Below are 21,919 nucleotides of genomic sequence, written 5' to 3' on the forward strand. Positions count from 1 at the left end.
ATTTAGCTTATAATTATGAAATTATTTAGAGTTGATAAACAAACGACTCCAAAGGCTTCAAAACCAATTTCACTTTCCCAACCCCATTCTCCACTTCCAAAACCACTTTAGATTGATTATACAATTGGTCTTTCAAATCATAATTTCCATCTTTCAACTTCCATTTTGAAATTACATCCGCTGGGACTTTCAACTCAAAACTGCTTGTCGTTAGCCACGAAAAATTAGTAACAATCAACAACTTTTCATTATCCGACCATCTCACAAAAGAATAAATTCCAGGGTCATAACCTTCTGTTTTATCTCGATTTGAAGATTGAATTTCCTGAAATTTCCCCATCAAAGCTTCACTTTTAATTGAGAAATTCAATAATCGTTTGTAGAAATCACGCAGTTCTTTTTGCTCTTTCGAAAGTCTTCCGCCATCAAATTTACCGCTATTCATCCATTTTTGATGTTCGGGAACACCCACATAATCAAAAATTGAAGTTCGAGAATGTGTTCCGAAACCGCCATTTTCATTTCCAGCTTCCCCTACTTCTTGACCAAAATAAACCATCGTTGGCGAAGAACTTATCAAGGTAGAAACCACCATCAATGGCTTTCCTTTTTCTGGGTTTCCAGCAAATTCAGGACTTGCCAAACGTTGCTCGTCGTGATTATCCAAAAAGTGCAACATGTGATGCTCGATATCTTCCAATCCCTTTTGAATATCCGAAATCGGGTCCGGCAAACTTTTCCCCTGAACCACTTCCTTCAATTTATCATACAGCTCTACCTTGTCATACAAATAATCCATTTTCCCCAAACGGATATAATTTCTGTATTCCTTCGGATTATAAACTTCCGCCAATAAAAAAGCATTTGGATTTTTCATCTTCACGGCCGAATTCATATAACTCCAGAATTCATACGGCACCATTTCGGCCATATCATATCGAAAACCATCCACACCTTTATCAATCCAATACAAGGCAATATCACGGAATTTCTTCCAAGAACTCGGAACATCTTTATCTTTCCAAAAAGCAAAATGCTCCTTATAATCTTTCTTGTCAAAACCAGCTGGAAGTTCCGGAAAATCCTTTGAACCATCAGGTTTCACACCATAATTAATCTTCACCGTTTCATACCAATCATTAAAATCAGGTTTAGCCAAACGCGAACCGTTACCTGTCCATTTCGCCGGGTTTTCATCAAATTTTCCATCAATAAGTGGATTTTTTTCGCCTCCCAAAGGTTTGTAATTTTCAGAAATTGGCACTTGAAACGGCTGATTCGGAATATAATAAAAGTTGTTATCTCGCTTGTATTCAACCGTCACTTTATCATCTGCACCAAAATCACGAACGCCTTTCGGATTCGTCTTTCCCTCATATTTTCTGGCAATATGATTCGGAACAATATCAATAATTAATTTCAAACCGTTGTTGTGGGTTCGCTCAATCAAGGCTTCAAATTCCTCCAAACGTTTCGCGGGATCGACCGCCAAATCTGGGTTCACATTATAATAATCCTTCACGGCATAAGGCGAACCCGCCCGGCCTTTCACCACTTCTGGATCATCATTCGAAATTCCAAATTCTGTATAGTCGTTAACCAAAGCGTGATGCGGAACTCCCGTATACCAAATATGTGTCACACCTAAATCCTTTATTTCCTGCAAAGCCTTGTCAGTAAAATCGTTAAACTTCCCTACCCCATTTTCCTCGATGGTTCCCCACGGTTTGTTCGTTTCATTTGCATTGCCAAACAAACGCGTAAACACCTGATACAAAACCACTTTCTTCGGCTCTTCCTTCTTAATCTCCATCTTTTTTTCTTCCTTGTTACCACAACCCGATGCCAAAAGCACCAAACCAATTCCTATTGTTAATTTTGCTTTCATATTTCTTTTTTTAAGGAGCTAATCCCGCTATCCCTTCCTCTCGTCCCAAAAGACGAGACCAGTACTATCGGGGCTAGCTTCGCACGAGGAAACTTTAGGCTGAAAATAATCTTTTTAAATTCGTCCTAAATTTTCGCTCTATCTTTTTTTTCAATTAAATTATTTTTCAAGTAATTTCATCAATTCAAAACTCAAATTATCGATTTCGACGTGTTGAGGATTTAAACCCGAAACATTCGATAATATTATGATTCCGTTTAGCTTTTGAACATCCAAAACCATCGACGACGAATATCCTCCCGTTCCTCCACTATGCCAAACAAGATTAAAATCGTTTTCAGTTTTCAGCAGGTGCCATCCTAAACCGATTTTCATATTTTTATTAACCTCAAAAGTAGCTTTTCTTGTAAGTTCAAGCTCTTTGTTTTTGATATTAAATTGAGCATTTGCAAATGCAACTAAGTCCATAGTTGTTGACAGAATTCCTCCACCACCAAAAAGAACATCAAAATCCCAATTCTGAACTTCTTTTCCGTTTTCGTCTAAACCTTTAACCAATTTATCGCCTAAACTATTAGCACTCGTGAATGAATTTGTCATTTTATATTTATCAAAAATTCTTTTTTGAAGAAGTTGATTAAAACTTGTTTTTTGCGACAATCCCAAAGTATATCCCAATAAACCCGCTCCCAAATTAGAATAAGCATAGGTTGTATTGCTTTGATTTTCAAGCTTCATAAGTTTTAACAAATACTCGTTCAACTCTTTCTGACTGTAATTTTTATAAGGGTTATTTTCATCCGATAGATCTAAATTCTCTGGTAATCTTGGCAATCCAGAGGTATGATTCGCTAAACTCAAAAAAGATAGTTCGATATTATCCTTGAAAGTAAAATCATAAAAACGATTTACATTATCCTTTAATTTTAATTTACCATCAACAACTAGCGAAGCTAAAACTGATGCTGTAAAAACTTTAGTGATAGATCCAATTTCAAAAACTTTATGCTGATTTTCGATAGGTTTTAGAGTGTCCTTCTCCAATTTGACCCCATAATATTTTTCTTTACCGTCTTTGATTATCGCGATAGAAAGCTGAGTCCCATCAGGAAAACTTTTAGCATGTTTGAAAATTGCAGTGCCAATTTCTTGAGGATATTTTTTTAATCCGTTGTGAATCTTTTTTTGGGTTTCTTCTAAATAAGGTTCAATAAATAAACCATTAATTTTATTTTGGCTGTCTATTGCAATATTTACCGCTAAAATTATCTTTTCGAAAGTTGTTTTATAAACCGTATAACCGTTGTCTCCAATTTTTAAAACCTCTTCTTCTTTGATGGTACCTGCTTGAAATTTTAAACCATTAAAAAATTGAACTGCATTTTCAAGCGGTAAAGCCTTTTGCATTTCTTCCGAAAAATTATTAAAAATTTTTTCATAATCACCTGAATTATAATCCGTTTTAAAATCCAAAAAAGCTTTTTTGAGATTTTCCGATTGAGAAAACATTGAATTTCCCATTAAAATAAAAATGCAAATCATTAAAACGCTCTTCATCCCTAGCAATTATTATTATTTTTTCCTACTAACCTCACAAATATAAAAATTTCACCACAGCTTTATCTCCCGCTGATAAATATTTCTTAATAAACCCAATCCTTTAGACATTTTACTTAAATTTGGCAAAAAATAAAATCCCTTGAAAAAAATCCTTTTTTTCTTATTATTGAGTTGTATTGCATTGAATTTCAATACAGTTTTCGCACAACAACCCAAGCAACTTGATGTCAAGCATTCAGATTTTGGCGACTACAATCAAGTTGAAATTCCTGATGCTGGTTTGCTAACTGGAAACGTTTTAATCCACCACGACGGTATCGTAATTACATGCAACAAAGCCTATTATTTTCAAAAGGAAAACTATGTAAAGTTATTTGGAAACGTCCAGATGGTGCAAGGCGACACGCTTTATCTCAACAGTAAATATGCAGAATACAGTGGTAATGAAAAAAAAGCTTTTGCAACAGGAAATCCCGTAATGCGATCGCCAGATATGACCCTTACAACCGATACAATCAATTTTGATAGAAACAAGCAAGAAGCCTATTATAGAAATTTTGGTCGGATTGTAAACAAGGAAAATACACTGACAAGTATTTCAGGAAGATATTATGCTAACCAAAAAAAATCGCAATTCCTCACAACCGTCACGATTACAAATCCAGAATATACCATAAAATCCGACCACGTTGATTATTACCATACTTCAGGTCATGCCTATCTTTTTGGACCATCAACGATAACTGGGAAAAATAATTTCATATACACCGAAAAAGGTTTTTACAACAGTAAAAAAAATGTGGGACACTTTCTTCGGAAATCTTACATCCGATATGACGACCGACTCATTGAAGGCGACAGTTTATATTATGACCGAAAGATAGAATTTGCATCGGCAACCAATAATGTAAAAATCACCGACACCATCAATAAAGGAATCATCAAAGGTCATTATGGCGAAGTCTACAAGCAAAAAGATTCGATGTTTGTAACCAAAAGAGCCGTTGCTATCAATTTGGTAGAAAACGATTCGGTTTACATCCACGGAAAAAGATTGATGATTACAGGAAAAAAAGGAAACCAAATCATCCGTGCTTTTGATAATGCCAGATTTTACAAAACCGATATGAGTGGGAAATGTGATTCCATCCATTCCAGCACCAAAAAAGCATTGACGCAATTACTCGGAAGACCTGTAATTTGGAACGCCGAAAATCAAATGACAGGCGATGTCATTCACCTGATTGGTAATAATGCCACCGAAAAACTCGATTCGCTAAAAGTACTCAACAACGCCTTTCTCGTCTCGAAAGATTCCCTCGGAAAAGGCTATAATCAAGTAAAAGGACAAAATCTTTACGGAAAATTCCGAGAGAATAAATTGTATGAAGTTGATATCGTCAAAAACACAGAAGTGATTTATTATGTATATGACGAACTCGAACTTACCGGAATTGAGAAGAAAAAAAGCAGTTCGATAAACATCACTTTCGAGGACAATAAAATTAATGTACTGACTTCGTTCAAAAGCGTGGAAAGCGAATTATATCCTGAAAGCGAGTTACCCGAAAACACCAGAAAACTCCGCGGATTTATTTGGCGAGGCGACGAAATTATAAGATCAAAGGATGATATTTTCCCAACCGAGGAAAACGAACTCAACGATATGATTATAAAAGAAAGCAACGAAGCAAAAGCCAAGAAAAATACTCCTATGGAAGTTCGGAAGGAAACTTTGGAATATGATAAGAAGAATCCTGCGAAGAAGAGTGTTCAGTGATCCGTGCTCATATTCAGTGATCAGTGGTCAGTATTCAGTGGTCAGTCACAGTAATTAGTGGTTAATGAAAAATTTTAATCTTTTAATCTTTTAATCTTTTAATCTTTTAATCTTTTAATCTTTTAATCTTTTAATCTTTTAATCTTTTAATAAAACCTTTGTGCCTTCGTGCCTTAGCGGCAAAAAACATGAAAAACGATTTCCTAAAATACCAAGCCCAAACTTCTCCATATCCATTAGGAATGGAAGTGAGTTATGCCATTGGTTCCTACATATACGACACAAACAATAAAAAATACCTCGATTTTGTGGCAGGCGTTTCGGCTTGTACGCTTGGACATCAGCACAAAAGAGTGAACGATGCTATCAAAAACCAGTTGGATAAATATTCCCACGTGATGGTGTATGGCGAATATGCTCAACATCCAGCAGTTGAATTTTGCAAATTATTAGTTGAACATTTACCCGAACCTTTAAATAAAGTATATCTCGTAAATTCAGGTACCGAAGCTACAGAAGGAGCCTTAAAACTCGCCCGAAGAGTTACGGGAAGAAGCCAATTGATTTCCTGCAAGAATGCCTATCATGGCAATACCATGGGTTCTATGAGTGTGATGGGATTTGAAGAAAGAAAGCAAATTTTCCGTCCGTTGATTCCTGATGTTGATTTTATAACTTTCAATAACGAAGAAGATTTACAGAAAATCACAACCAAAACTGCTGGAATAATTTTAGAAAGCATTCAAGGTGGAGCAGGATTTATCGAACCTCATAATGGTTTCCTGCGAAAAGTAAGAGAACGATGCACAGAAGTTGGAGCCTTGATGATTGTAGATGAAATCCAACCAGGATTCGGACGAACCGGAAAACTATTTGGTTTTGAAAACTATGATGCCGTTCCAGACGTAATTATAATAGGAAAAGGAATGGGTGGCGGAATGCCGGTTGGAGGATTTGTTGCTTCCGCAGAAATGATGGATTTGTTAAGCCACGACCCAAAACTCGGGCACATTACAACTTTTGGCGGACATCCTGTCATAGCATCGGCCTGTCTGGCAACTTTACAGGAAATAACCGAAACCACACTGATAGCGGATACATTAGAGAAAGAAAAACTCTTCCGCTCGCTTTTGGTACACCCTTTGATAAAAGAAATTAGAGGAAGAGGATTGATGTTGGCTCCAATGACGGAAAGCCCAGATATCACAAATGAAGTAATTTTAAAATGCCAAGAAAAAGGATTGATTTTGTTTTGGCTACTTTTTGAAGGTTGTGCAATCAGAATTACCCCACCATTGACCATCTCTGAACAAGAAATTAAAGAAGGTTGTGCCATTATTTTAGAAGCAATGGACGAAGTTTTAAACAAACTTTAAGACTAAAACATTTTAAATTTCCTACCTTAATAGAACAATTTTTGAGTCATTAAATTGTTAATTAAATTGTTCACAACAAATACACCTCTTCCCTAAACGGAACCCTAACGTTACCTAAATTTATTTAGGATAATTTTAAAGAATTAAGCTATGCAATTAAGCAACGAAGAAGAAGACTACAACTTATCCTTATCAAAATTTGAGTCGATGTTGAAAACCAACAAAGTGCTCTTTTTTGACTCCGAGGAATTTGAGGAAATAATTCTTCACTACCTCGATATGGGTAAGGCAACTTTAGCGAAAAAAGCTTTGAAACTGGCACTTGAGCAACATCCCAAATCAACGGGTCTAAAACTCGTTCAGGTAGAAATGTTGGTCTATGATGACAAGCTTGAAATAGCCGAAAAATTATTGAATGAACTCTACGCCATCGAACCTAATAACGAAGAAATTTATATCCAGAAAGCCAATATTTATTCCAAAAGGGATAACCACGAAAAGGCTGTTGAATTGCTAAAAGTTGCCTTGAAATATACAGATGACTATGCCGATGTCTATAATTTGATTGGTATGGAATATCTTTTTATGGACAATCTTGAACTAGCAAAAGAGAATTTCATCAAGTGTATGGAAGAAGATCCTGAAGATCAGGGAGCATTATACAATGTCATCTATTGCTTTGAATTTTTAGACCAAAATGAAGAGGCAATTGCCTATTTGGAAAAATATATTGATAAGAATCCTTATAGTGAAATCGCTTGGCATCAGTCAGGCAGATTGAATTATGGATTGAAAAAATACGAAGAAGCGTTAAGGGCTTTTGATTATGCTACTCTTATTGACGATGAATTTCTAGGTGCTTTTATGGAAAAGGCTAAATCCCTGGAAAGATTGAAACGTTATGAGGATGCGATTGAAGCGTATGAAAGAACAATCGAATTGGACGACCCAACTTCGTATGCCTTATTGCGAATCGGGAAATGTTATGAAAAACTAGGCAACAAAGCTTTAGCTATCAAATATTTCAACAAAACAGTTCACGAAGATCCTTTGTTGGACAAAGGTTGGATAGCGATTACCGATTTTTATGTACGTCAGAAGAACTACCAAAAGGCATTGTTTTTTGTAAACAAGGCGTTGAACATCGACAATCAGAACCGTATGTATTGGAAGCGTTATGCAACCATCAACAAGGAGATGAATTTCTTTGAAGAAGCTGAATTTGGATACAGAAAAGCAGTTGAATTTGGCGATACAGCTTTAGATACTTGGTTGTTCTGGGTGGATATTCTTCAGTTTTTGGGAGAATTCGACAGTGCGATTCAAACGTTATTGCAATCAACGGAATTTTTCCCAGAATCATATGAAATCGAATACCGTTTGGCTGGATTGTATTTTATGTTGCACGAAGATAAAAAAGGGAAATTCCACATCAGTAATGGTTTGAGATTGAACTTTAAAAATCATACTATTTTGGAAGAATTATTTCCAGTGGTTTGGACTAGAAAAATGGTTCAGAATGCAATCAATAAGTATAAACAATAATACTTTATAATATCTTTAAATTTTGTAATTTTACAGAAATCAACTCGCTATGAACCTTTTAGAACGGATAACCATTGACCCAAACATCTGCCATGGCAAACCTTCAATCAGAGGAATGCGATGGACAGTTGAGATGATTATTGATTTATTAGGATCGGGAATGTCTAATGATGAAATTATCGAGGATCATCCTGAATTGGAAAAAGAAGATATTTTGGCCAGTCTTAAATTTGCAAAAATGTATTTGTCAGGACAGTCTATTATAAACATCGCTTCGTGAAGTTTCTGTGTGATGTTCATATCAAGTTATAAACTTTCTAAACGGATTGAAAATTTAGGTTTTGAATGCATTCACGTCAATTTTATTTTAGAGAAATGGTTCACAACTGATACTGAAATTGCAAAATTTGCTGATGAAAATAATTATATCCTGATTTCAAAAGATGCAGATTTCAAGAACAGTTTCCTTGTCAACAAAACGCCAAAGAAATTGATAAAAATCAATTTGGGAAACATTTCTAATACTGAATTGATTCTGATTTTTGAAAAAAATATTGGCCTATTTGAAGAATTGGCTAAAAACGATTCCTTCATTCTTGAAATCGACAAGGATAAAATTATATATCAATTCTTTTAATACTGAAAAAAGTAAAACACATACCCAAATTTTGGCTTCAAAAAAACAATATGGTCTAGTTGGAAGAAATATAAGCTATTCGTTTTCGAAAGCATACTTCGCTGAAAAATTCGAACGCGAAAACTACAAAAACCATACGTATGAAAACTTTGATATCCAGGAGATTTTTGAATTTCCTGGTATCTTAAAAAATAATCCGGATTTAAAAGGACTCAACGTGACCATTCCCTATAAGGAAGTGGTCATTCCTTTTTTGGATAAGATGTCGAAAAATGCATTGAAAATTGGAGCTGTTAATACCATTAAATTTACGTCAAGCGGAAAGACAAAAGGCTACAACACCGATTTTTATGGTTTTAAGAAATCACTTCAACCCATATTAAAACCTCATCATCAAAAGGCTTTGATTTTAGGAACTGGTGGAGCATCGAAAGCTGTAGCTTATGCTTTGCGATTGCTTGGCATTACTTATATTTTTGCCTCACGAGAAGCCTCGGAAAAGACAATTACCTACGAACAAATCCATGCTTCAACGTTTGAGGAATATCAAATTATAATTAATTGTACACCTTTAGGAACAAGTCCGAATGTGGAGGTTTGTCCTGCAATTCCATATCAATATTTTTCAGAAAAACATATTGCCTACGACTTGATTTATAATCCCGAAGAAACGCTTTTTCTTAAAAAGGCTAAAGAAAATGGTGCTGTTACAAAAAACGGACATGAAATGCTGGTCTTTCAGGCAGAAAAGGCTTGGAAGATTTGGAATAAATAAGTTCCTTGTTAACACAAATCCTGCAAGGTTTTCAAAACCTTGTAGGTGTGTTTTGATTTAGATAACTATGTAGTTAAATTCCACCACAAAAATTCTGATTTTTATAAAATTTGAGTGTCTTTTTCAGAAGGTAAAACAACATCAACTTGGAATTTAATTCTCGATATAGTTTGATTATTTACACTTGTTGCTGTGGATGCATCAGCACTGAATATATGTATTTTTAATCCTCCTCCAGCTTTAACCGCTTCTTGTGATGATACTGTAACCGCAACATCAAAATCTATTTTGTTACGGTTTTCTGTGCACCACTATTTCCTTTCACAATAAGTGAGTGTGTTCCAAATTTATCATGGAATCCTCCTAACGGATTTACTAAAGTTCCATTTTCTTTGCCGAAAGATTGAGCATTTATAACGCCTGTAGTGATTGATTTGATAGTTTCAGTAATAAATACATCTAATTCCATAATTTTTATTTTTGAATTACAAATATAGATTTTTCTTCACTAGTAGCCTGAATTTTAAATTAGTAAAGACAAATTCATATATTTATAAAAGGTAACAACAGACAAACCTTGATTTAATCAAAATCGATAAATCAATATTGTGTCAAAATTATATACCTACAAGGTTTTGAAAACCTTGCAGGAGGACAAACTGGGAAAGTTTCCAAAGTTCTCATAGTTTCCATTTAGCCCTAACTGGAGGGAAAATCCTTTTTTGTCTCGTTTCTTTAACAAGACAAAAAAGACCTGTCTGCCGACAGGCAGGTTTGGAAGGAAGGCAGGAAAATGGGACCTGTAAAATGCGGTAGAATTGCTTCAGAATTATATTTGAATGGTTTGTGATTTCATTATGACTGACGGATTATGAGTTATGCTATTTTTGATTACTTTTGCTTTAAATATTTTGACGATAATGAAAAGATTTTTCAGTTTTTTGGTTTTGGCGGTTTTATTCACTGGTTGTGATGATGGCGATATGCAGGAGGTTTCGTTCGAGTTTAATGAAAGTGCAGCAGGATCTTGTAACAGTAATGCAAGTAGCTTTTTTATTTATAAAACTACGGATCAAAGGGCTTTGATTTTGAAGTTGGCCGAACGTAATTTCACCAATACCGTTACCAGCGACAGCTTGGCCCAGCAAGGTGGAGCGATTAGTCTGGATATCGACACTAATAATCAGTTGATTTACAGGGTTTATAATGATAATATCACACCAACTACAATGTGTCCCCCTAATGGTGTTCCGGCAGCCTATCCTGTGGTAACGGAAGAAAGGAGGGCTATTAATGGCGGGAAAATGTTTATCAGAACCACTCCAATTAGAAGTGAAGAAAATGCAAATGGGTCTACCACAATTACAGAATATCTTCATACTATTAGTTTTTCTGATATTACCTTTATTACTGCCGATGGAGTCCAAAGAAATGAAAGTTTACCACCTGTGACTTACAGAACACCGGCTTCAAGCTTTAATTTTACTAATTTATCTAGCGTGCAAATTTGTGCTGAAAATAACCACACATTGCTTTTTAGATATTTGAACGACAAAGCGATGACACTTAGATTGAGTGAAGCTGATGCTGCTTTTTTATTTTCGAATGACATTTCGGCTCCAAAAGTTCGGTACCTGAACAGTGAAAATATTTTAAATTACCGATTTTTTTCCAGAACCGACATAACCCCGTTGACGAATAATTATTTTTGCAGTGTTACACAACCCGACCTTCCCTCTGTTAGATACATTTGGACAGGAAATAGCAGTGTTGATCAAAATACTGGAGTGATTGAAGTTGTGACAGAACAGACTGATGATAATCTTTTTAAGCATACCATTACCTTGAAAAATGTTACAATGGCTAGAGCATCGCAAAACTTTAAGTTGGAACGCGATTTTATTTTTGGTGAGGTCGAAACTACAACTGTTCCCTAATTATTTATTTTGTTTGATGTAAACTTCCGTGGCACCAAGTCCGTATTTTTGGTAATTGGCGTCTTGAAAGGCTATATTGTCATATCTCCCCAATAGAAAATCAAGTTCCGATTTTAGAACGCCTTCTCCTACTCCGTGGATGAATACAATCTTTGGGATTCGGTTTTTGATGGCAAATTCGATATGCCGTTGAGCCGTTTCGGTTTGCAGCGTTAGAATGTCATAATTGTTCATTCCCCTGAAACTCTTGACTAACTTTTCGATATGAAGGTCGAATTCTGGAACTCCGGCTTCGTGTTTTGGCTTTTTTTCCTTGACGAAACTTCTCGGTTTTGGGATTTCCTTTTCTTTTATAATTTGGCTTAAATTCGGACCAATATTGAAGTTCAGGTCGTTTCCTCCAATTTTTATCAGTTCTTTTGCTTCAAACGTAAGATCAAAACCATCGGTTGTTTCAATAGTGACCTTGTCGCCTTTTACCGAAAGGACAACACCGTCGATTGCATCATCTAAAACTGTAACCTTATCGCCTTTATTGAACATTGTCTTGGTCTTTGTTGTTATTTTTATGCGGGATTTTCGTGTTGAGTCGCATTAATCCGAACATGAAAACCACTATCGCTCCTGCAATAATATAGATGTTAGGCTGGTCTTTGCTTTGTTCATACAGCAGTAAAAATCCCGAGACAAACAAAAGGGGAATGAGTAGTTTCTTCATATTCATTAATTTGGATTCCAAAAGTAAAGAACTTTAAAATAATAACCTTTAAAAACAAAAAAGTTTATTTTTATTTTGTAAAATTGCAATAAAGAAAGTGTTTTGGATGTAGAGAAATATATGATTCCGTGTATGAACAAACAACTTTTCGGGTTTGATTGTCCGGGATGTGGCATGCAACGATCGTTGGCTTTAATTTTGAAAGGACAATTTGCAGATGCTTTCTTTATGTTTCCAGCCATCTATACCTTAGTTGTTTTTTTTGGATTCATCGCTTTGCATTTTTTAGACAAAAAAAGAAATTACCACAAAATAATCATCAGCTTGGGAATTATCAACGGATTAATTATGATTATTTCTTACATTTATAAAATCTTAATCAATAACTAAATAACTATTTAAAACTATGGAAAAACAAAAATTACCTAATGCAGTTGCTGTTCTTGTTCTTGGAATCCTATCTATTCCTGCTTGTTGCTTTTATGGAGGTGGACTTATTTTCGGTATCATTGCTTTGGTGCTAGCCAAAAAAGACAAAGCTTTATATGCTGCAAACCCTGAAGGTTATGACGGATACAGCAATTTGAATACAGGACGAATTCTGGCTATAATCGGAATTGTATTGAGCATTATCTACATCATAATGTTAGTTGCTGTAATCTCTATGTTCGGATGGGCTGCACTTCAAGACCAAGAAATGTTGCAACAAAGGTTGATGGAATTGCAAGGTCAATAGTCTTTTCCAATAAAATTATTTTGGTAAGCTCTTAAAAGTTTTCTAAAATTAAATTTCCAACTTACATTCAATAGACCCTATATATTGTATTAAAACAGTATATAGGGTCTTTTTTTATTCTTAAACATTTATAAAAACTGCAAAACAACACCAATTATTAAACATTTCTTTCGATGAATTTTACAAAAAATACCAACTACAACGTTTTTGTTGATAACCTTATGAAATTATTATCAAACTGTAAATTAAACTTTACTCCTATTTTCTGAAATTTGCTTTTGAAAATTTACACCACAAAATAGGATGAAAAAACATAATTACAGTGCAGGCCCATGCATCTTGCCACAGGAAGTCTTTGAAAAAGTGGCACAGGCAGTTTTAAATTTCAATGATTCAGGCTTGTCGATTTTAGAGATTTCGCACAGAAGCAAAGATTTTGTCGCCGTTATGGACGAAGCAAGAGCCTTGTCATTGGAACTTCTAGGTCTTGAAGGAAAAGGTTATCAAGCCTTATTTTTGCAAGGTGGAGCAAGTATGGAGTTTTTGAGAGTTCCTTATAATTTGCTAAAGGAAAACGGAAAAGCATCTTATTTAGATACTGGAACTTGGGCTTCTGGAGCAATCAAGGAAGCAAAAGCTTTTGGCGAAACTGTAGTTGTGGCTTCTTCTAAAGAGGAAAATTACAATCATATCCCGAAAAATTTTGAAGTGCCGAGCGATGCCGATTATTTTCACTGTACTTCAAACAATACCATTTTTGGAACCCAGATGAAATCGTTTCCAACTACTAATATTCCAGTGGTTTGCGATATGAGTTCGGATATTTTTTCCCGTCAGTTGGATTTCTCTAAATTTGATTTGATTTATGCCGGAGCCCAAAAAAATATGGGTCCTGCTGGAGTTACTTTAGTGGTTGTAAAGGAAGAATTACTCGGAAAAACAGGAAGAAATATTCCAAGTATTTTAGATTACGAAAAACACATCAAGGCCGAAAGCATGTACAACACACCGGCAGTTTTTGCAGTTTATACTTCTCTTTTAACAATGCAATGGTTGAAAAACCAAGGTGGGATTCCGGCTATTGAAAAAATTAATGAAGCCAAGGCTAAATTATTATACGACGAAATAGACCGAAATCCTTTATTTGAAGGAACTGCTGTTAAAGAAGATCGTTCGAATATGAATGCGACTTTCTTATTGAAGGATGAATCTCAAACAGAAACTTTTGATAAGATGTGGAAAGAAGCTGGAATTTCTGGACTTCCTGGACATCGTTCGGTTGGTGGATATCGTGCATCAATGTATAATGCTTTGCCTTTGGAAAGCGTTCAGGTTTTGGTGGATGTGATGAAAAAACTTGAGGTAGGGAGTTAGGGGATTGAAGTTGGGAGTTGGGAGATTGAAGTTCGGAGTTGGGAGATTGAAGTTATATATAATGTAAAGACGACCTTATGAATAAAAAATCAATTCCTGGATGGACAGTTTATATTGACGAGGTTTCAAATGGAATGTTTAAAGTGACGTTGAAAGATTCTTATGGACATAAAGCAGAAATCATTGACAACGCAACTGACGAAACAATTGAAAGAGCAATCGGTGACGCATTTGACATTGAAAAACAAATCTCACAGAACTGGAATTTATTTCTTTACAACCTTACTGTTCAAAAATTAGTAGACAAAGACATTAACAACAAAGAATATAATGACAAAGTATTTGGTTCTTGGTTCATTGAAAGACAAAACAAGCGTTTGGTTTATGACGGCAAAGACTCTTTGCTAATATTTCAGACTAAAATCAAAAATGACTGGACAGATATTGACATAATTAAAAAGGACGAGATGAAATATTTGAATTTTGTTAGACAAATAAACAATCTAACAGAAAACAATACACATAACAGCAGCCTGCCAAATGCGAGGCGGACGTGGTGGCAGAAAATTTTCAGCTCCGAATAAACATGAATGGTAGCTTGACAGATGGTGCTTCGAAAGGACCGCCTTCGGCAAGTTGCAAAACGTTGGAAGATTAAAGTTGGAAGATGTGAGTTTGAAGTCAAAAGCATCAGGAAGAAGTTAACTCGCCTAGCCCTGATTGTAGTGGAAAGCCTCGAAGGCGAAAAACCTATTTTTTCTTGGCAAAAAAGAGCGACCAACGGAAGCTCCTTTTTTGACGTAGAAAAAAAGGTTTTTGACAAGAGCTTGGAACGGAAAGCGGGAATAGCTTCTAAAAAAGTAAACAGTTTTGAGTCGCAGTATTCAGTTAGAAAAATAAAAAATAAATCAGATTAGAATTTTAAATGTTTCAATCTTTAAATTTTTAAATTAAAATTATGAAAGTATTAGCCAATGACGGGATTTCTAGTAGCGGAATCAAGGCTTTAGAGAAAGGTGGTTTTGAAGTGATTACTACAAAAGTGGCACAGGAACAGGTTGCAAATTACATTAACAGCAATGATGTTTCGGTGCTTTTGGTGCGAAGTGCAACAAAAGTCCGTGAGGATATTATTGACAATTGTCCGGGTTTGAAAATCATTGGCCGAGGTGGTGTTGGGATGGACAATATTGATGTGGATTATGCTAGATCAAAAGGAAAACACGTAATCAACACGCCAGCTTCATCGTCTGAATCGGTGGCGGAATTGGTTTTTGGACATTTGTTCAATGGTGTTCGCTTCTTGCACGATTCCAACAGAAACATGCCCTTGGAAGGAGATTCGAATTTTGAAGGTTTGAAAAAAGCATACGCCAACGGAATCGAATTGAGAGGAAAAACGCTTGGAATTATTGGTTTTGGAAGAATCGGTCAGGCAGTTGCGAAAATTGCTTTGGGTCTTGGAATGCGGGTTATTGCTGCTGATAAATTTTTAGGCAAAGCCGAAATCAAGGTCGATTTCTACAACGGTCAGTTCATCAATGTCGAGATTCTGACCGAACCGATGGAAGACTTGTTCAAGCATTCGGATTTTATCACACTCCACGTTCCGGCTCAAGAAAATGGCTATGTGATTGATGTTGCAGAGTTGAATGCGATGAAGGACAATGTGGGAATCATAAATGCTTCTCGTGGAGGAATCATCAATGAAGTGGCTTTGATTGAAGCTTTGGACAGCGGAAAAGTATTGTTTGCAGGTTTGGATGTTTTTGAAGAAGAACCAACTCCGGCAGTTCAGGTTTTGATGCACCCAAAAATTTCCTTGACGCCACACATTGGTGCTGCAACTTTGGAAGCTCAAGACAGAATTGGAACTGAACTTGCTGATCAAATTATAAGCTTGTTGAAAGTAGAAATTTAATTTTTCCTTTACAATATATTGAGAAGCCGGACACTGTGTTCGGCTTTTTTTGTTAAATCAATGATAATCAAAAACATTCTGGAAATTTTAATTTGTAACTTTAGGGAAAATCCCTAGTCATGAAAAATTTTATCTCATTTATATTAATTGCATTGGTCATCATTAGTTGTTCGACCACAAAAAACACTTCGCCAAAAAATCAAGAAATGGCAAATTCTACGCAAAACGACACGGTTAGGATTGCAAATGACGAACTGCAATATGAAGTGATCATTATTGATCCTGGATTTAACAGCTGGCTGATTTCAAGAGCACAACCTCGAAATTTTTATACCCAAAGTTATATGGAAACCCGAAACAGAATGTGGGTCACAAACTGGAATATTAATGTAAATTCGGGCAGGAACAGGAATTTGTTTGAAATGACAATCAACTATGACAACCATATTGATTATGGCTATGAGGTGAATTATATGCTGTTTAATTATCTGACTTATTTTCAAATTACAAATAATATTCAGCTTGGAGGTTTTCCTGCTCGAATATAATAGTGTAATTTTGCCGATAATTATTTAGTATGAATAAACTCAAAGAACGTTGGGGAATTGCTTCCAATTTTGATCTTGTAATTATATTTATCGTCTTTGCGATAAACGGTTCGTTGTCTGCTAAAATTTCCTCATTTGTAATGGGACTTTTTGGCATTACCTATGAAAATACGCATTGGTTTATTTACTATTTCATCCTTTTTGTCTTGGTATTGCCTTTGTATCCTTTTATGCTGATGGGTTTTGGATACCTTTTCGGACAATCGAAGTTTTTCTTCCCTTTCGGGAAAAGGATGATCCGAAGTATGCGATTGGGGTTTCTCTTGCCGAAAGAATCAGACAGAAAATAATTTCAAATAGAAACCCAAAAGTGAATTGCTTTTGGGTTTTTCGTTTTATTAATCTTTAGTTTTTAAGATGTATTTATAAATCCACATCAGGGTAAATGATGGAATAATATCTGTAAAAGGGATCAGTTCTTCTAAAAAAGAAAACATCCCTCCTATTTTTCCAGCTCTTCCCTTATACATCCAAACCATCAAGAGTCCTGAAATTGGAGCCCAGATAATGTCCGAGAATTCTCCAATCAAAGGAATAGAAAAGGACATCATTCCTATCGCATCGAAAAGCAAACCAAGAATCAAATCCCTTGATCTATTGTCGTCCAATACTTTTATATCTGTTTGATTGTTCATAATTGCATAATTTTCAATTACCTATACAAATCTGATGCCAAGAAAATTTACTTTTTAAGCTTGTCCTTGAATTGCTCCTTTACCTTTTTCACTTTTGGCGTAATCACGTAACTGCAATAGGACTGGTTTTGGTTTCGGCTGTAATAATTCTGATGATAATCTTCGGCTGGATAAAATTTTGGAGCAGGCGAAACCTTTGTCACAATTGGTTTACCGAACGTGTTTTCAGACGTCATCAAGGCAATATAATCCTCGGTGATTTTCTTCTGTTCTTCGTTATTATAAAAAACTTCGCTTCGGTATTGTGTTCCAACATCGGCACCTTGGCGGTTCAAGGTTGTTGGATCGTGTGTGGCGAAAAATATTTCCAATAATTCTCCATACGAAATCTTTTTTGGGTCGAATGTAATCTGGGTTGCTTCGGCATGACCGGTATCGCCACGGGAAACTTCCTCATACGTTGGATTCGCAATTGCACCTCCAATATAGCCTGAAACAACGCTTTTCACGCCATCCAATTCTAAAAATACAGCTTCTGTACACCAAAAACATCCACCTGCAAAAGTGGCCACTTCTAAATTTTTTTCTACTTCCATTTTTACGGGTTCTGTAACAGGTTGAATACTTTTTTTTTCTTTTGATTGACATGAAATACTAATCAAAATCAATCCCATTCCAATTATCTTGTTCATACTCTTTTTTGTTTAACAAATTTAGGCAGTATTAAATCAGTTCGATTTGGTTTTAACCAAACTTTATAATTGAATATACGAAAGTTAACTTTTTAAAGATTTTATAATCCTTGGACCTCTAACATCCATAACCATTATGGGTTTAAACTTCTTTCTGCTAGACTAACCTTGGGTGAGAACCGTGCACAAAAGAGAGAAAACCATAAAACAAATCCAGCAAAACAACCTCCAATTCATTTTCCAAACCAATATAATTCCTGGCTGAACTAAAATAATAATCCTCCAGCAAGGTGTGGATTGTATTTAAGAGGTTCGATCATGGCTTCCTTTTGGTTTAAGCGAGTAAAAACATCTATCCCAGCCGACTGTGGTAAATAGGCTTCTTCTCTAGTGGTGACTTTGTATTTGGTTGACATTTTTTTTATTTAAAAATGCAAAAGTCATGCTAACTTTTGTGGGTATTTGAGCGATCCTGTTTGTTAGTGTTTTGTTTAATGATTATAAGTCTATTTGAAATTGATTGTGGGCACGGTTTGCAAAACCGCTAACTGTTGTGGATATCCGAGAGATCGGGCTTTTATCGTTAAAATTCATCATAACTGCTTTTAAACTTTACATGATGATTTGTTCGTATTACCAAACATTCTAAATTTCTCACTTGCAATACATTGTTATTCCAACTCTTTAATTATTTTTGGTGAAATTTAAATCGTATGCGTAAAATTACTATTCTACTTTTACTATTGTGGGGTGTAGGACAAGCACAAAATGCTGCCACTATGGATCCTGGTTTTATTCCCACAACAATTTGGTCACAATATGAAAAAAGGGTGCACGATATGGCCTTGCAACCCGATGGCAAGATCATTATCGTTACTTCTAAAGATACACCGGGATCCGCATGGGTCCGTACTATCGAAAGGTTAAACCCTGACGGTTCCAGTGACCCAGAATTTAGCATTTATACCAGCAATAACTTTAATCACTTTATCTCTCCGATAGCGGTATTGCCAGACGGCAAGATTCTTATAGGCACTGAAATTGAAGTAGGAAATCAACTAAAATCAATGGTTCGTTTGAATGGCGATGGTACCATTGATAATACATTCAATCTTCCAGTTTCTCTAGACTCTTATTACATTAATTGTATAACACCACTGTCCAACGGAAAGATTCTGATAGGAAATTCTTCTCCAAATAAGCTCCTTCGCTTGAATGCAAATGGCTCAATAGACAACTCATTTATCCAAAATCCTGAAATTGAAGAGTGTTTCGCTGTATTGGTGCTACCAGACGGCAAGCTTATCGTTGCCGGTCGTACCTTTATACAAGACATAGGAGGTGAAGATTTTGAATCTTCCTATAACTTATTAAAGCTGAGTGCTAACGGAACCATCGATACTACTTTCGACATCGATTTGGGTTTTATAGGTCAAAATGGTTATACTTGCTCTTTGGCACTACAGCCCGATGGGAAAATCCTCGTTGGCGGACGATTTGATACCTTTGACGAATACAATGCTAATGGTATCGTAAGGTTGCACCCCAATGGAAGCTATGACGATACCTTTACTTCTCCTATATATGGATTTTATCCCTATGTACATTCTATTATTGTGCAACCTAATGGAAACATTCTCATTGGTGGTAATTTCTATTTTAACCAGCGTTCCGGTGTCGCAGTGCTCTTGCCAGACGGCAGTCCCTCTAATTCATTTTATGATACTGGTGGTGCTGAATCAGGAATCAATTTCTCTGGTAGTTCAGGTCCTGTACGCAGGGTTTTACAGCAACCTGATGGTATGATTTTACATTGTGGCGAATATGGTTACATTGGTGCTGGCGATTTTAACAAATCTAGTATGGTCCGTTTGCTAGGTACTGATAGCTATCTCATGAACGGTTTTACAAGGATCGACACTCAAAACAACGGATGTTCACCTACAGATGCTGGGTTTCCATACTTAAAATACAAGCTAGTAAATGGTGCCACAGAAAGTTTTTATTATTCAAGTCCTGAAGGACAACATGGTGTAATGCTAAAAAACGGGACAAGCGTCATTACCCCTATTTTAGACAATCCTTCTTGGTTTAGTGTATCGCCTTCAAGCATCACACTAACCATGCCTTCGGCTACCAACTATTACAATCAGAACTATTGTGTGACTGCTGTCGGCGTTCACCAAGACTTTGAAGCAACCCTAGTGCCTATAGATAACGCCGTACCAGGCTTTGATGCTTTTTATAAAATTACCGTTAAGAACAAGGGTAACCAGATAGCAACAGGATCAGTACAGTTTACCTTTGACGCCACGAGAACCGAGTTTGTAGAAAGCACTCCAACTGTGACAACAAACGGTCAGGGCACCTTGACTTGGAACATCGAAAACATGCAACCTTTGACCGAATTGGAGTATCTCATAAAACTAGAATTGAACACTCCTATGGATACACCATCACTAAATGGCGATGATATATTGGCGTTTACAGCCCTTGCGACCGTAGAACAAGACGAGGTTACAGCCAACAATGAAGCGGTGCTTAACCAAACAGTTGTGAATTCGTATGACCCCAACGATAAGATATGTCTGGGTGGCGATTATATAATTCCTGAAAATGTAGGCAATTATATGTACTACCGCATCCGCTTTGAAAATTTAGGCACCGCTCCCGCAAGAAACATCAGAGTAACCGATGTTATTGATGCTGCCAAATTTGATATTGCCTCACTGAGCCCTGTAGATGGAAGCCATCCATTTACCACCCGGATCATACAAGAAAATCAGGTCGAGTTTATGTTCAATAACATACAGCTTGGCTTTGCAGACGACAACAACGATGGTTATCTGGTTTTTAAAATCCGTTCTAAAGCAACGCTTACCGAAGGAGCAGTGTTGGAAAATACCGCCGCTATTTATTTTGATTATAACTTTCCAATCATCACCAATACTGCTGTAGTGACGGTACAAACACCTTTGAAAGTGAAGGATCATACTTCAGCGCTATTTACCGTATACCCAGTTCCGGCGAAAGATATGCTCTACATAAGCAATCCGAATCATACTGCAATCGCATCCATTGCAGTACATAATTTACTCGGGCAAACTGTTATCAGCAACACAATACCCGATACCGACGGAAGAATTAACATAGCGACATTGGCAACAGGAAGCTATATAATGCAGATCACAACAAATTCAGACGTTCAGGTAACAAAGTTCATCAAAGAATAAACAACTGAAATCACTCAAAAAAATGCAAAAGCCCTACTTTTATTAGGGCTTTTTGTATATAAAGAAATAAGCATTACATCCATAAAAAAAGTCCGACGCAAGCCGGACTTTCTAACACTATACCTTTTAAACTTTTAAACATATAACCTTTTAAACTATTCCTCCTTCTCCTCTCTCTTCGGAGCCCTCATCCTCTTAATCAATCGAGTAATAGTATATTCATCTTCCGTAATCGTACCGTCAAAAACAATCTTCCCAGCCTTGCAGATGTTCTGAATATATGCAAACAAGGCCTTGTATTCTGTCCCCTCGTTAAAAGTAACATCCTTTCCTTGGTTCATCAACACATTTTGCATGCCATTCAATTCGCGTAACTTTTTATTTTTACCCTTCAATTCCAGAGGGTAATCCTTATTCATCCCCTGCTAGAGCATCTTGCTCGTGCCCACAAAAGATTAGTAATTTCATTTACATGAAAGGGGAAACTCTTTTTGGAAGTAAAAG

At 36.0% G+C, this 21,919-nt stretch carries 25 protein-coding genes; 16 read left to right on the forward strand and 9 right to left on the reverse strand.

Features of this window, described 5'->3' with window-relative positions; all coding sequences use genetic code 11:
* Window positions 1–25: 25 nt before the first annotated feature.
* Window positions 26–1,888, reverse strand: coding sequence for an alpha-amylase family glycosyl hydrolase (locus J2X31_RS06070; RefSeq protein ID WP_310025254.1), 1,863 nt, complete (start codon window positions 1,886–1,888; stop codon window positions 26–28).
* A 159-nt stretch (window positions 1,889–2,047) separates the two neighbouring features.
* The gene (locus J2X31_RS06075) at window positions 2,048–3,445 is read right to left on the reverse strand and encodes a serine hydrolase domain-containing protein (protein ID WP_310025257.1); all 1,398 of its coding nucleotides are present in this window, start codon (window positions 3,443–3,445) and stop codon (window positions 2,048–2,050) included.
* A gap of 142 nt (window positions 3,446–3,587) precedes the next feature.
* On the opposite strand from J2X31_RS06075, the gene J2X31_RS06080 reads away from it, so the two are divergent.
* From J2X31_RS06080 to J2X31_RS06105, 6 genes are all read left to right on the forward strand, one after another.
* Complete coding sequence (locus tag J2X31_RS06080) at window positions 3,588–5,228, forward strand: OstA-like protein (RefSeq protein ID WP_310025258.1); 1,641 nt, start codon at window positions 3,588–3,590, stop codon at window positions 5,226–5,228.
* 188 nt (window positions 5,229–5,416) lie between these two features.
* A complete protein-coding gene (locus tag J2X31_RS06085) occupies window positions 5,417–6,604 on the forward strand; it encodes an aspartate aminotransferase family protein (protein ID WP_310025260.1) in 1,188 nt (395 codons plus the stop codon).
* A gap of 150 nt (window positions 6,605–6,754) precedes the next feature.
* Window positions 6,755–8,149 carry a tetratricopeptide repeat protein gene (locus J2X31_RS06090; RefSeq protein WP_310025261.1) on the forward strand — a complete coding sequence of 465 codons (1,395 nt, stop codon included), beginning with the start codon at window positions 6,755–6,757 and terminating at the stop codon, window positions 8,147–8,149.
* Between the two features lie 49 nt (window positions 8,150–8,198).
* Window positions 8,199–8,429 (forward strand): DUF433 domain-containing protein, encoded by a 231-nt coding sequence (locus J2X31_RS06095; RefSeq protein WP_310025262.1) that lies wholly within the window; start codon window positions 8,199–8,201, stop codon window positions 8,427–8,429.
* A 12-nt stretch (window positions 8,430–8,441) separates the two neighbouring features.
* Window positions 8,442–8,786 carry a DUF5615 family PIN-like protein gene (locus J2X31_RS06100; protein ID WP_310025263.1) on the forward strand — a complete coding sequence of 115 codons (345 nt, stop codon included), beginning with the start codon at window positions 8,442–8,444 and terminating at the stop codon, window positions 8,784–8,786.
* 31 nt (window positions 8,787–8,817) lie between these two features.
* On the forward strand, window positions 8,818–9,561 hold the full coding sequence (locus J2X31_RS06105; protein WP_310025264.1) for a shikimate dehydrogenase family protein: 744 nt from the start codon (window positions 8,818–8,820) through the stop codon (window positions 9,559–9,561).
* A gap of 283 nt (window positions 9,562–9,844) precedes the next feature.
* On the opposite strand, the gene J2X31_RS06110 is transcribed toward J2X31_RS06105, so the two are convergent.
* Window positions 9,845–10,030 (reverse strand): hypothetical protein, encoded by a 186-nt coding sequence (locus tag J2X31_RS06110; RefSeq protein WP_310025265.1) that lies wholly within the window; start codon window positions 10,028–10,030, stop codon window positions 9,845–9,847.
* 451 nt (window positions 10,031–10,481) lie between these two features.
* Here J2X31_RS06110 and J2X31_RS06115 point away from each other — a divergent pair, with 451 nt between their 5' ends.
* Complete coding sequence (locus tag J2X31_RS06115; protein WP_310025266.1) at window positions 10,482–11,498, forward strand: hypothetical protein; 1,017 nt, start codon at window positions 10,482–10,484, stop codon at window positions 11,496–11,498.
* Here J2X31_RS06115 and J2X31_RS06120 read toward each other — a convergent pair whose 3' ends face one another.
* Together J2X31_RS06120 and J2X31_RS06125 are read right to left on the reverse strand one after the other, a co-directional pair.
* Entirely contained in the window at window positions 11,499–12,041 is a 543-nt protein-coding gene (locus J2X31_RS06120) for a DUF8465 domain-containing protein (RefSeq protein WP_310025267.1), read from the reverse strand. It abuts the gene before it with no gap.
* A complete protein-coding gene (locus J2X31_RS06125) occupies window positions 12,031–12,216 on the reverse strand; it encodes a hypothetical protein (protein WP_310025269.1) in 186 nt (61 codons plus the stop codon). The genes J2X31_RS06120 and J2X31_RS06125 overlap by 11 nt, the downstream gene beginning before the upstream one ends.
* A gap of 132 nt (window positions 12,217–12,348) precedes the next feature.
* Between J2X31_RS06125 and J2X31_RS06130 the strand changes: the two genes are divergently transcribed.
* From J2X31_RS06130 to J2X31_RS06165, 8 genes are all read left to right on the forward strand, one after another.
* Window positions 12,349–12,606 (forward strand): DUF2752 domain-containing protein, encoded by a 258-nt coding sequence (locus tag J2X31_RS06130; protein WP_310025271.1) that lies wholly within the window; start codon window positions 12,349–12,351, stop codon window positions 12,604–12,606.
* A 16-nt stretch (window positions 12,607–12,622) separates the two neighbouring features.
* Window positions 12,623–12,952, forward strand: coding sequence for a CCC motif membrane protein (locus J2X31_RS06135; RefSeq protein WP_310025273.1), 330 nt, complete (start codon window positions 12,623–12,625; stop codon window positions 12,950–12,952).
* Between the two features lie 303 nt (window positions 12,953–13,255).
* A complete protein-coding gene (serC, locus tag J2X31_RS06140) occupies window positions 13,256–14,326 on the forward strand; it encodes a 3-phosphoserine/phosphohydroxythreonine transaminase (RefSeq protein ID WP_310025275.1) in 1,071 nt (356 codons plus the stop codon).
* Between the two features lie 77 nt (window positions 14,327–14,403).
* Window positions 14,404–14,910, forward strand: coding sequence for a hypothetical protein (locus J2X31_RS06145; protein ID WP_310025277.1), 507 nt, complete (start codon window positions 14,404–14,406; stop codon window positions 14,908–14,910).
* A 21-nt stretch (window positions 14,911–14,931) separates the two neighbouring features.
* Window positions 14,932–15,243, forward strand: a complete 312-nt coding sequence (locus J2X31_RS06150) for a hypothetical protein (protein WP_310025279.1) — start codon at window positions 14,932–14,934, stop codon at window positions 15,241–15,243.
* Between the two features lie 41 nt (window positions 15,244–15,284).
* A complete protein-coding gene (locus tag J2X31_RS06155; protein ID WP_310025281.1) occupies window positions 15,285–16,247 on the forward strand; it encodes a D-2-hydroxyacid dehydrogenase in 963 nt (320 codons plus the stop codon).
* A 119-nt stretch (window positions 16,248–16,366) separates the two neighbouring features.
* Window positions 16,367–16,795: a DUF6146 family protein gene (locus tag J2X31_RS06160; RefSeq protein WP_310025284.1), complete on the forward strand. Its 429-nt coding sequence runs from the start codon at window positions 16,367–16,369 to the stop codon at window positions 16,793–16,795.
* A 29-nt stretch (window positions 16,796–16,824) separates the two neighbouring features.
* The gene (locus J2X31_RS06165; RefSeq protein ID WP_310025286.1) at window positions 16,825–17,145 is read left to right on the forward strand and encodes a DUF6787 family protein; all 321 of its coding nucleotides are present in this window, start codon (window positions 16,825–16,827) and stop codon (window positions 17,143–17,145) included.
* Window positions 17,146–17,193: 48 nt separating this feature from the next.
* Here the strand turns inward: J2X31_RS06165 and J2X31_RS06170 are convergent, their stop codons facing one another.
* The 3 genes from J2X31_RS06170 to J2X31_RS06180 form a co-directional block, all read right to left on the reverse strand.
* A complete protein-coding gene (locus tag J2X31_RS06170; protein ID WP_310025288.1) occupies window positions 17,194–17,490 on the reverse strand; it encodes a hypothetical protein in 297 nt (98 codons plus the stop codon).
* Window positions 17,491–17,537: 47 nt separating this feature from the next.
* Complete coding sequence (gene msrA, locus J2X31_RS06175; protein ID WP_310025289.1) at window positions 17,538–18,182, reverse strand: peptide-methionine (S)-S-oxide reductase MsrA; 645 nt, start codon at window positions 18,180–18,182, stop codon at window positions 17,538–17,540.
* A gap of 266 nt (window positions 18,183–18,448) precedes the next feature.
* Entirely contained in the window at window positions 18,449–18,598 is a 150-nt protein-coding gene (locus tag J2X31_RS06180) for a hypothetical protein (protein WP_310025291.1), read from the reverse strand.
* 297 nt (window positions 18,599–18,895) lie between these two features.
* On the opposite strand from J2X31_RS06180, the gene J2X31_RS06185 reads away from it, so the two are divergent.
* On the forward strand, window positions 18,896–21,415 hold the full coding sequence (locus tag J2X31_RS06185; protein ID WP_310025293.1) for a DUF7619 domain-containing protein: 2,520 nt from the start codon (window positions 18,896–18,898) through the stop codon (window positions 21,413–21,415).
* A gap of 155 nt (window positions 21,416–21,570) precedes the next feature.
* Here J2X31_RS06185 and J2X31_RS06190 read toward each other — a convergent pair whose 3' ends face one another.
* Window positions 21,571–21,834: a hypothetical protein gene (locus J2X31_RS06190; protein ID WP_310025295.1), complete on the reverse strand. Its 264-nt coding sequence runs from the start codon at window positions 21,832–21,834 to the stop codon at window positions 21,571–21,573.
* Window positions 21,835–21,919 lie beyond the last annotated feature (85 nt).

This window comes from Flavobacterium arsenatis, from assembly GCF_031456785.1.
Classification (GTDB): domain Bacteria; phylum Bacteroidota; class Bacteroidia; order Flavobacteriales; family Flavobacteriaceae; genus Flavobacterium; species Flavobacterium arsenatis.

Excerpts from the sequence above, each read along its gene's own strand:
- J2X31_RS06070 (WP_310025254.1), bottom strand. The coding sequence starts at position 1,888 with ATGAAAGCAAAATTAACAATAGGAATTGGTTTGGTGCTTTTGGCATCG.
- J2X31_RS06075 (WP_310025257.1), bottom strand. The coding sequence starts at position 3,445 with ATGAAGAGCGTTTTAATGATTTGCATTTTTATTTTAATGGGAAATTCA.
- J2X31_RS06085 (WP_310025260.1), top strand. The coding sequence starts at position 5,417 with ATGAAAAACGATTTCCTAAAATACCAAGCCCAAACTTCTCCATATCCA.
- J2X31_RS06090 (WP_310025261.1), top strand. The coding sequence starts at position 6,755 with ATGCAATTAAGCAACGAAGAAGAAGACTACAACTTATCCTTATCAAAA.
- J2X31_RS06095 (WP_310025262.1), top strand. The coding sequence starts at position 8,199 with ATGAACCTTTTAGAACGGATAACCATTGACCCAAACATCTGCCATGGC.
- J2X31_RS06100 (WP_310025263.1), top strand. The coding sequence starts at position 8,442 with ATGTTCATATCAAGTTATAAACTTTCTAAACGGATTGAAAATTTAGGT.
- J2X31_RS06110 (WP_310025265.1), bottom strand. The coding sequence starts at position 10,030 with ATGGAATTAGATGTATTTATTACTGAAACTATCAAATCAATCACTACA.
- J2X31_RS06115 (WP_310025266.1), top strand. The coding sequence starts at position 10,482 with ATGAAAAGATTTTTCAGTTTTTTGGTTTTGGCGGTTTTATTCACTGGT.
- J2X31_RS06120 (WP_310025267.1), bottom strand. The coding sequence starts at position 12,041 with ATGTTCAATAAAGGCGATAAGGTTACAGTTTTAGATGATGCAATCGAC.
- J2X31_RS06125 (WP_310025269.1), bottom strand. The coding sequence starts at position 12,216 with ATGAAGAAACTACTCATTCCCCTTTTGTTTGTCTCGGGATTTTTACTG.
- J2X31_RS06130 (WP_310025271.1), top strand. The coding sequence starts at position 12,349 with ATGAACAAACAACTTTTCGGGTTTGATTGTCCGGGATGTGGCATGCAA.
- J2X31_RS06135 (WP_310025273.1), top strand. The coding sequence starts at position 12,623 with ATGGAAAAACAAAAATTACCTAATGCAGTTGCTGTTCTTGTTCTTGGA.
- serC (WP_310025275.1), top strand. The coding sequence starts at position 13,256 with ATGAAAAAACATAATTACAGTGCAGGCCCATGCATCTTGCCACAGGAA.
- J2X31_RS06145 (WP_310025277.1), top strand. The coding sequence starts at position 14,404 with ATGAATAAAAAATCAATTCCTGGATGGACAGTTTATATTGACGAGGTT.
- J2X31_RS06150 (WP_310025279.1), top strand. The coding sequence starts at position 14,932 with ATGGTGCTTCGAAAGGACCGCCTTCGGCAAGTTGCAAAACGTTGGAAG.
- J2X31_RS06155 (WP_310025281.1), top strand. The coding sequence starts at position 15,285 with ATGAAAGTATTAGCCAATGACGGGATTTCTAGTAGCGGAATCAAGGCT.
- J2X31_RS06160 (WP_310025284.1), top strand. The coding sequence starts at position 16,367 with ATGAAAAATTTTATCTCATTTATATTAATTGCATTGGTCATCATTAGT.
- J2X31_RS06165 (WP_310025286.1), top strand. The coding sequence starts at position 16,825 with ATGAATAAACTCAAAGAACGTTGGGGAATTGCTTCCAATTTTGATCTT.
- J2X31_RS06170 (WP_310025288.1), bottom strand. The coding sequence starts at position 17,490 with ATGAACAATCAAACAGATATAAAAGTATTGGACGACAATAGATCAAGG.
- msrA (WP_310025289.1), bottom strand. The coding sequence starts at position 18,182 with ATGAACAAGATAATTGGAATGGGATTGATTTTGATTAGTATTTCATGT.
- J2X31_RS06180 (WP_310025291.1), bottom strand. The coding sequence starts at position 18,598 with ATGTCAACCAAATACAAAGTCACCACTAGAGAAGAAGCCTATTTACCA.
- J2X31_RS06185 (WP_310025293.1), top strand. The coding sequence starts at position 18,896 with ATGCGTAAAATTACTATTCTACTTTTACTATTGTGGGGTGTAGGACAA.
- J2X31_RS06190 (WP_310025295.1), bottom strand. The coding sequence starts at position 21,834 with ATGAATAAGGATTACCCTCTGGAATTGAAGGGTAAAAATAAAAAGTTA.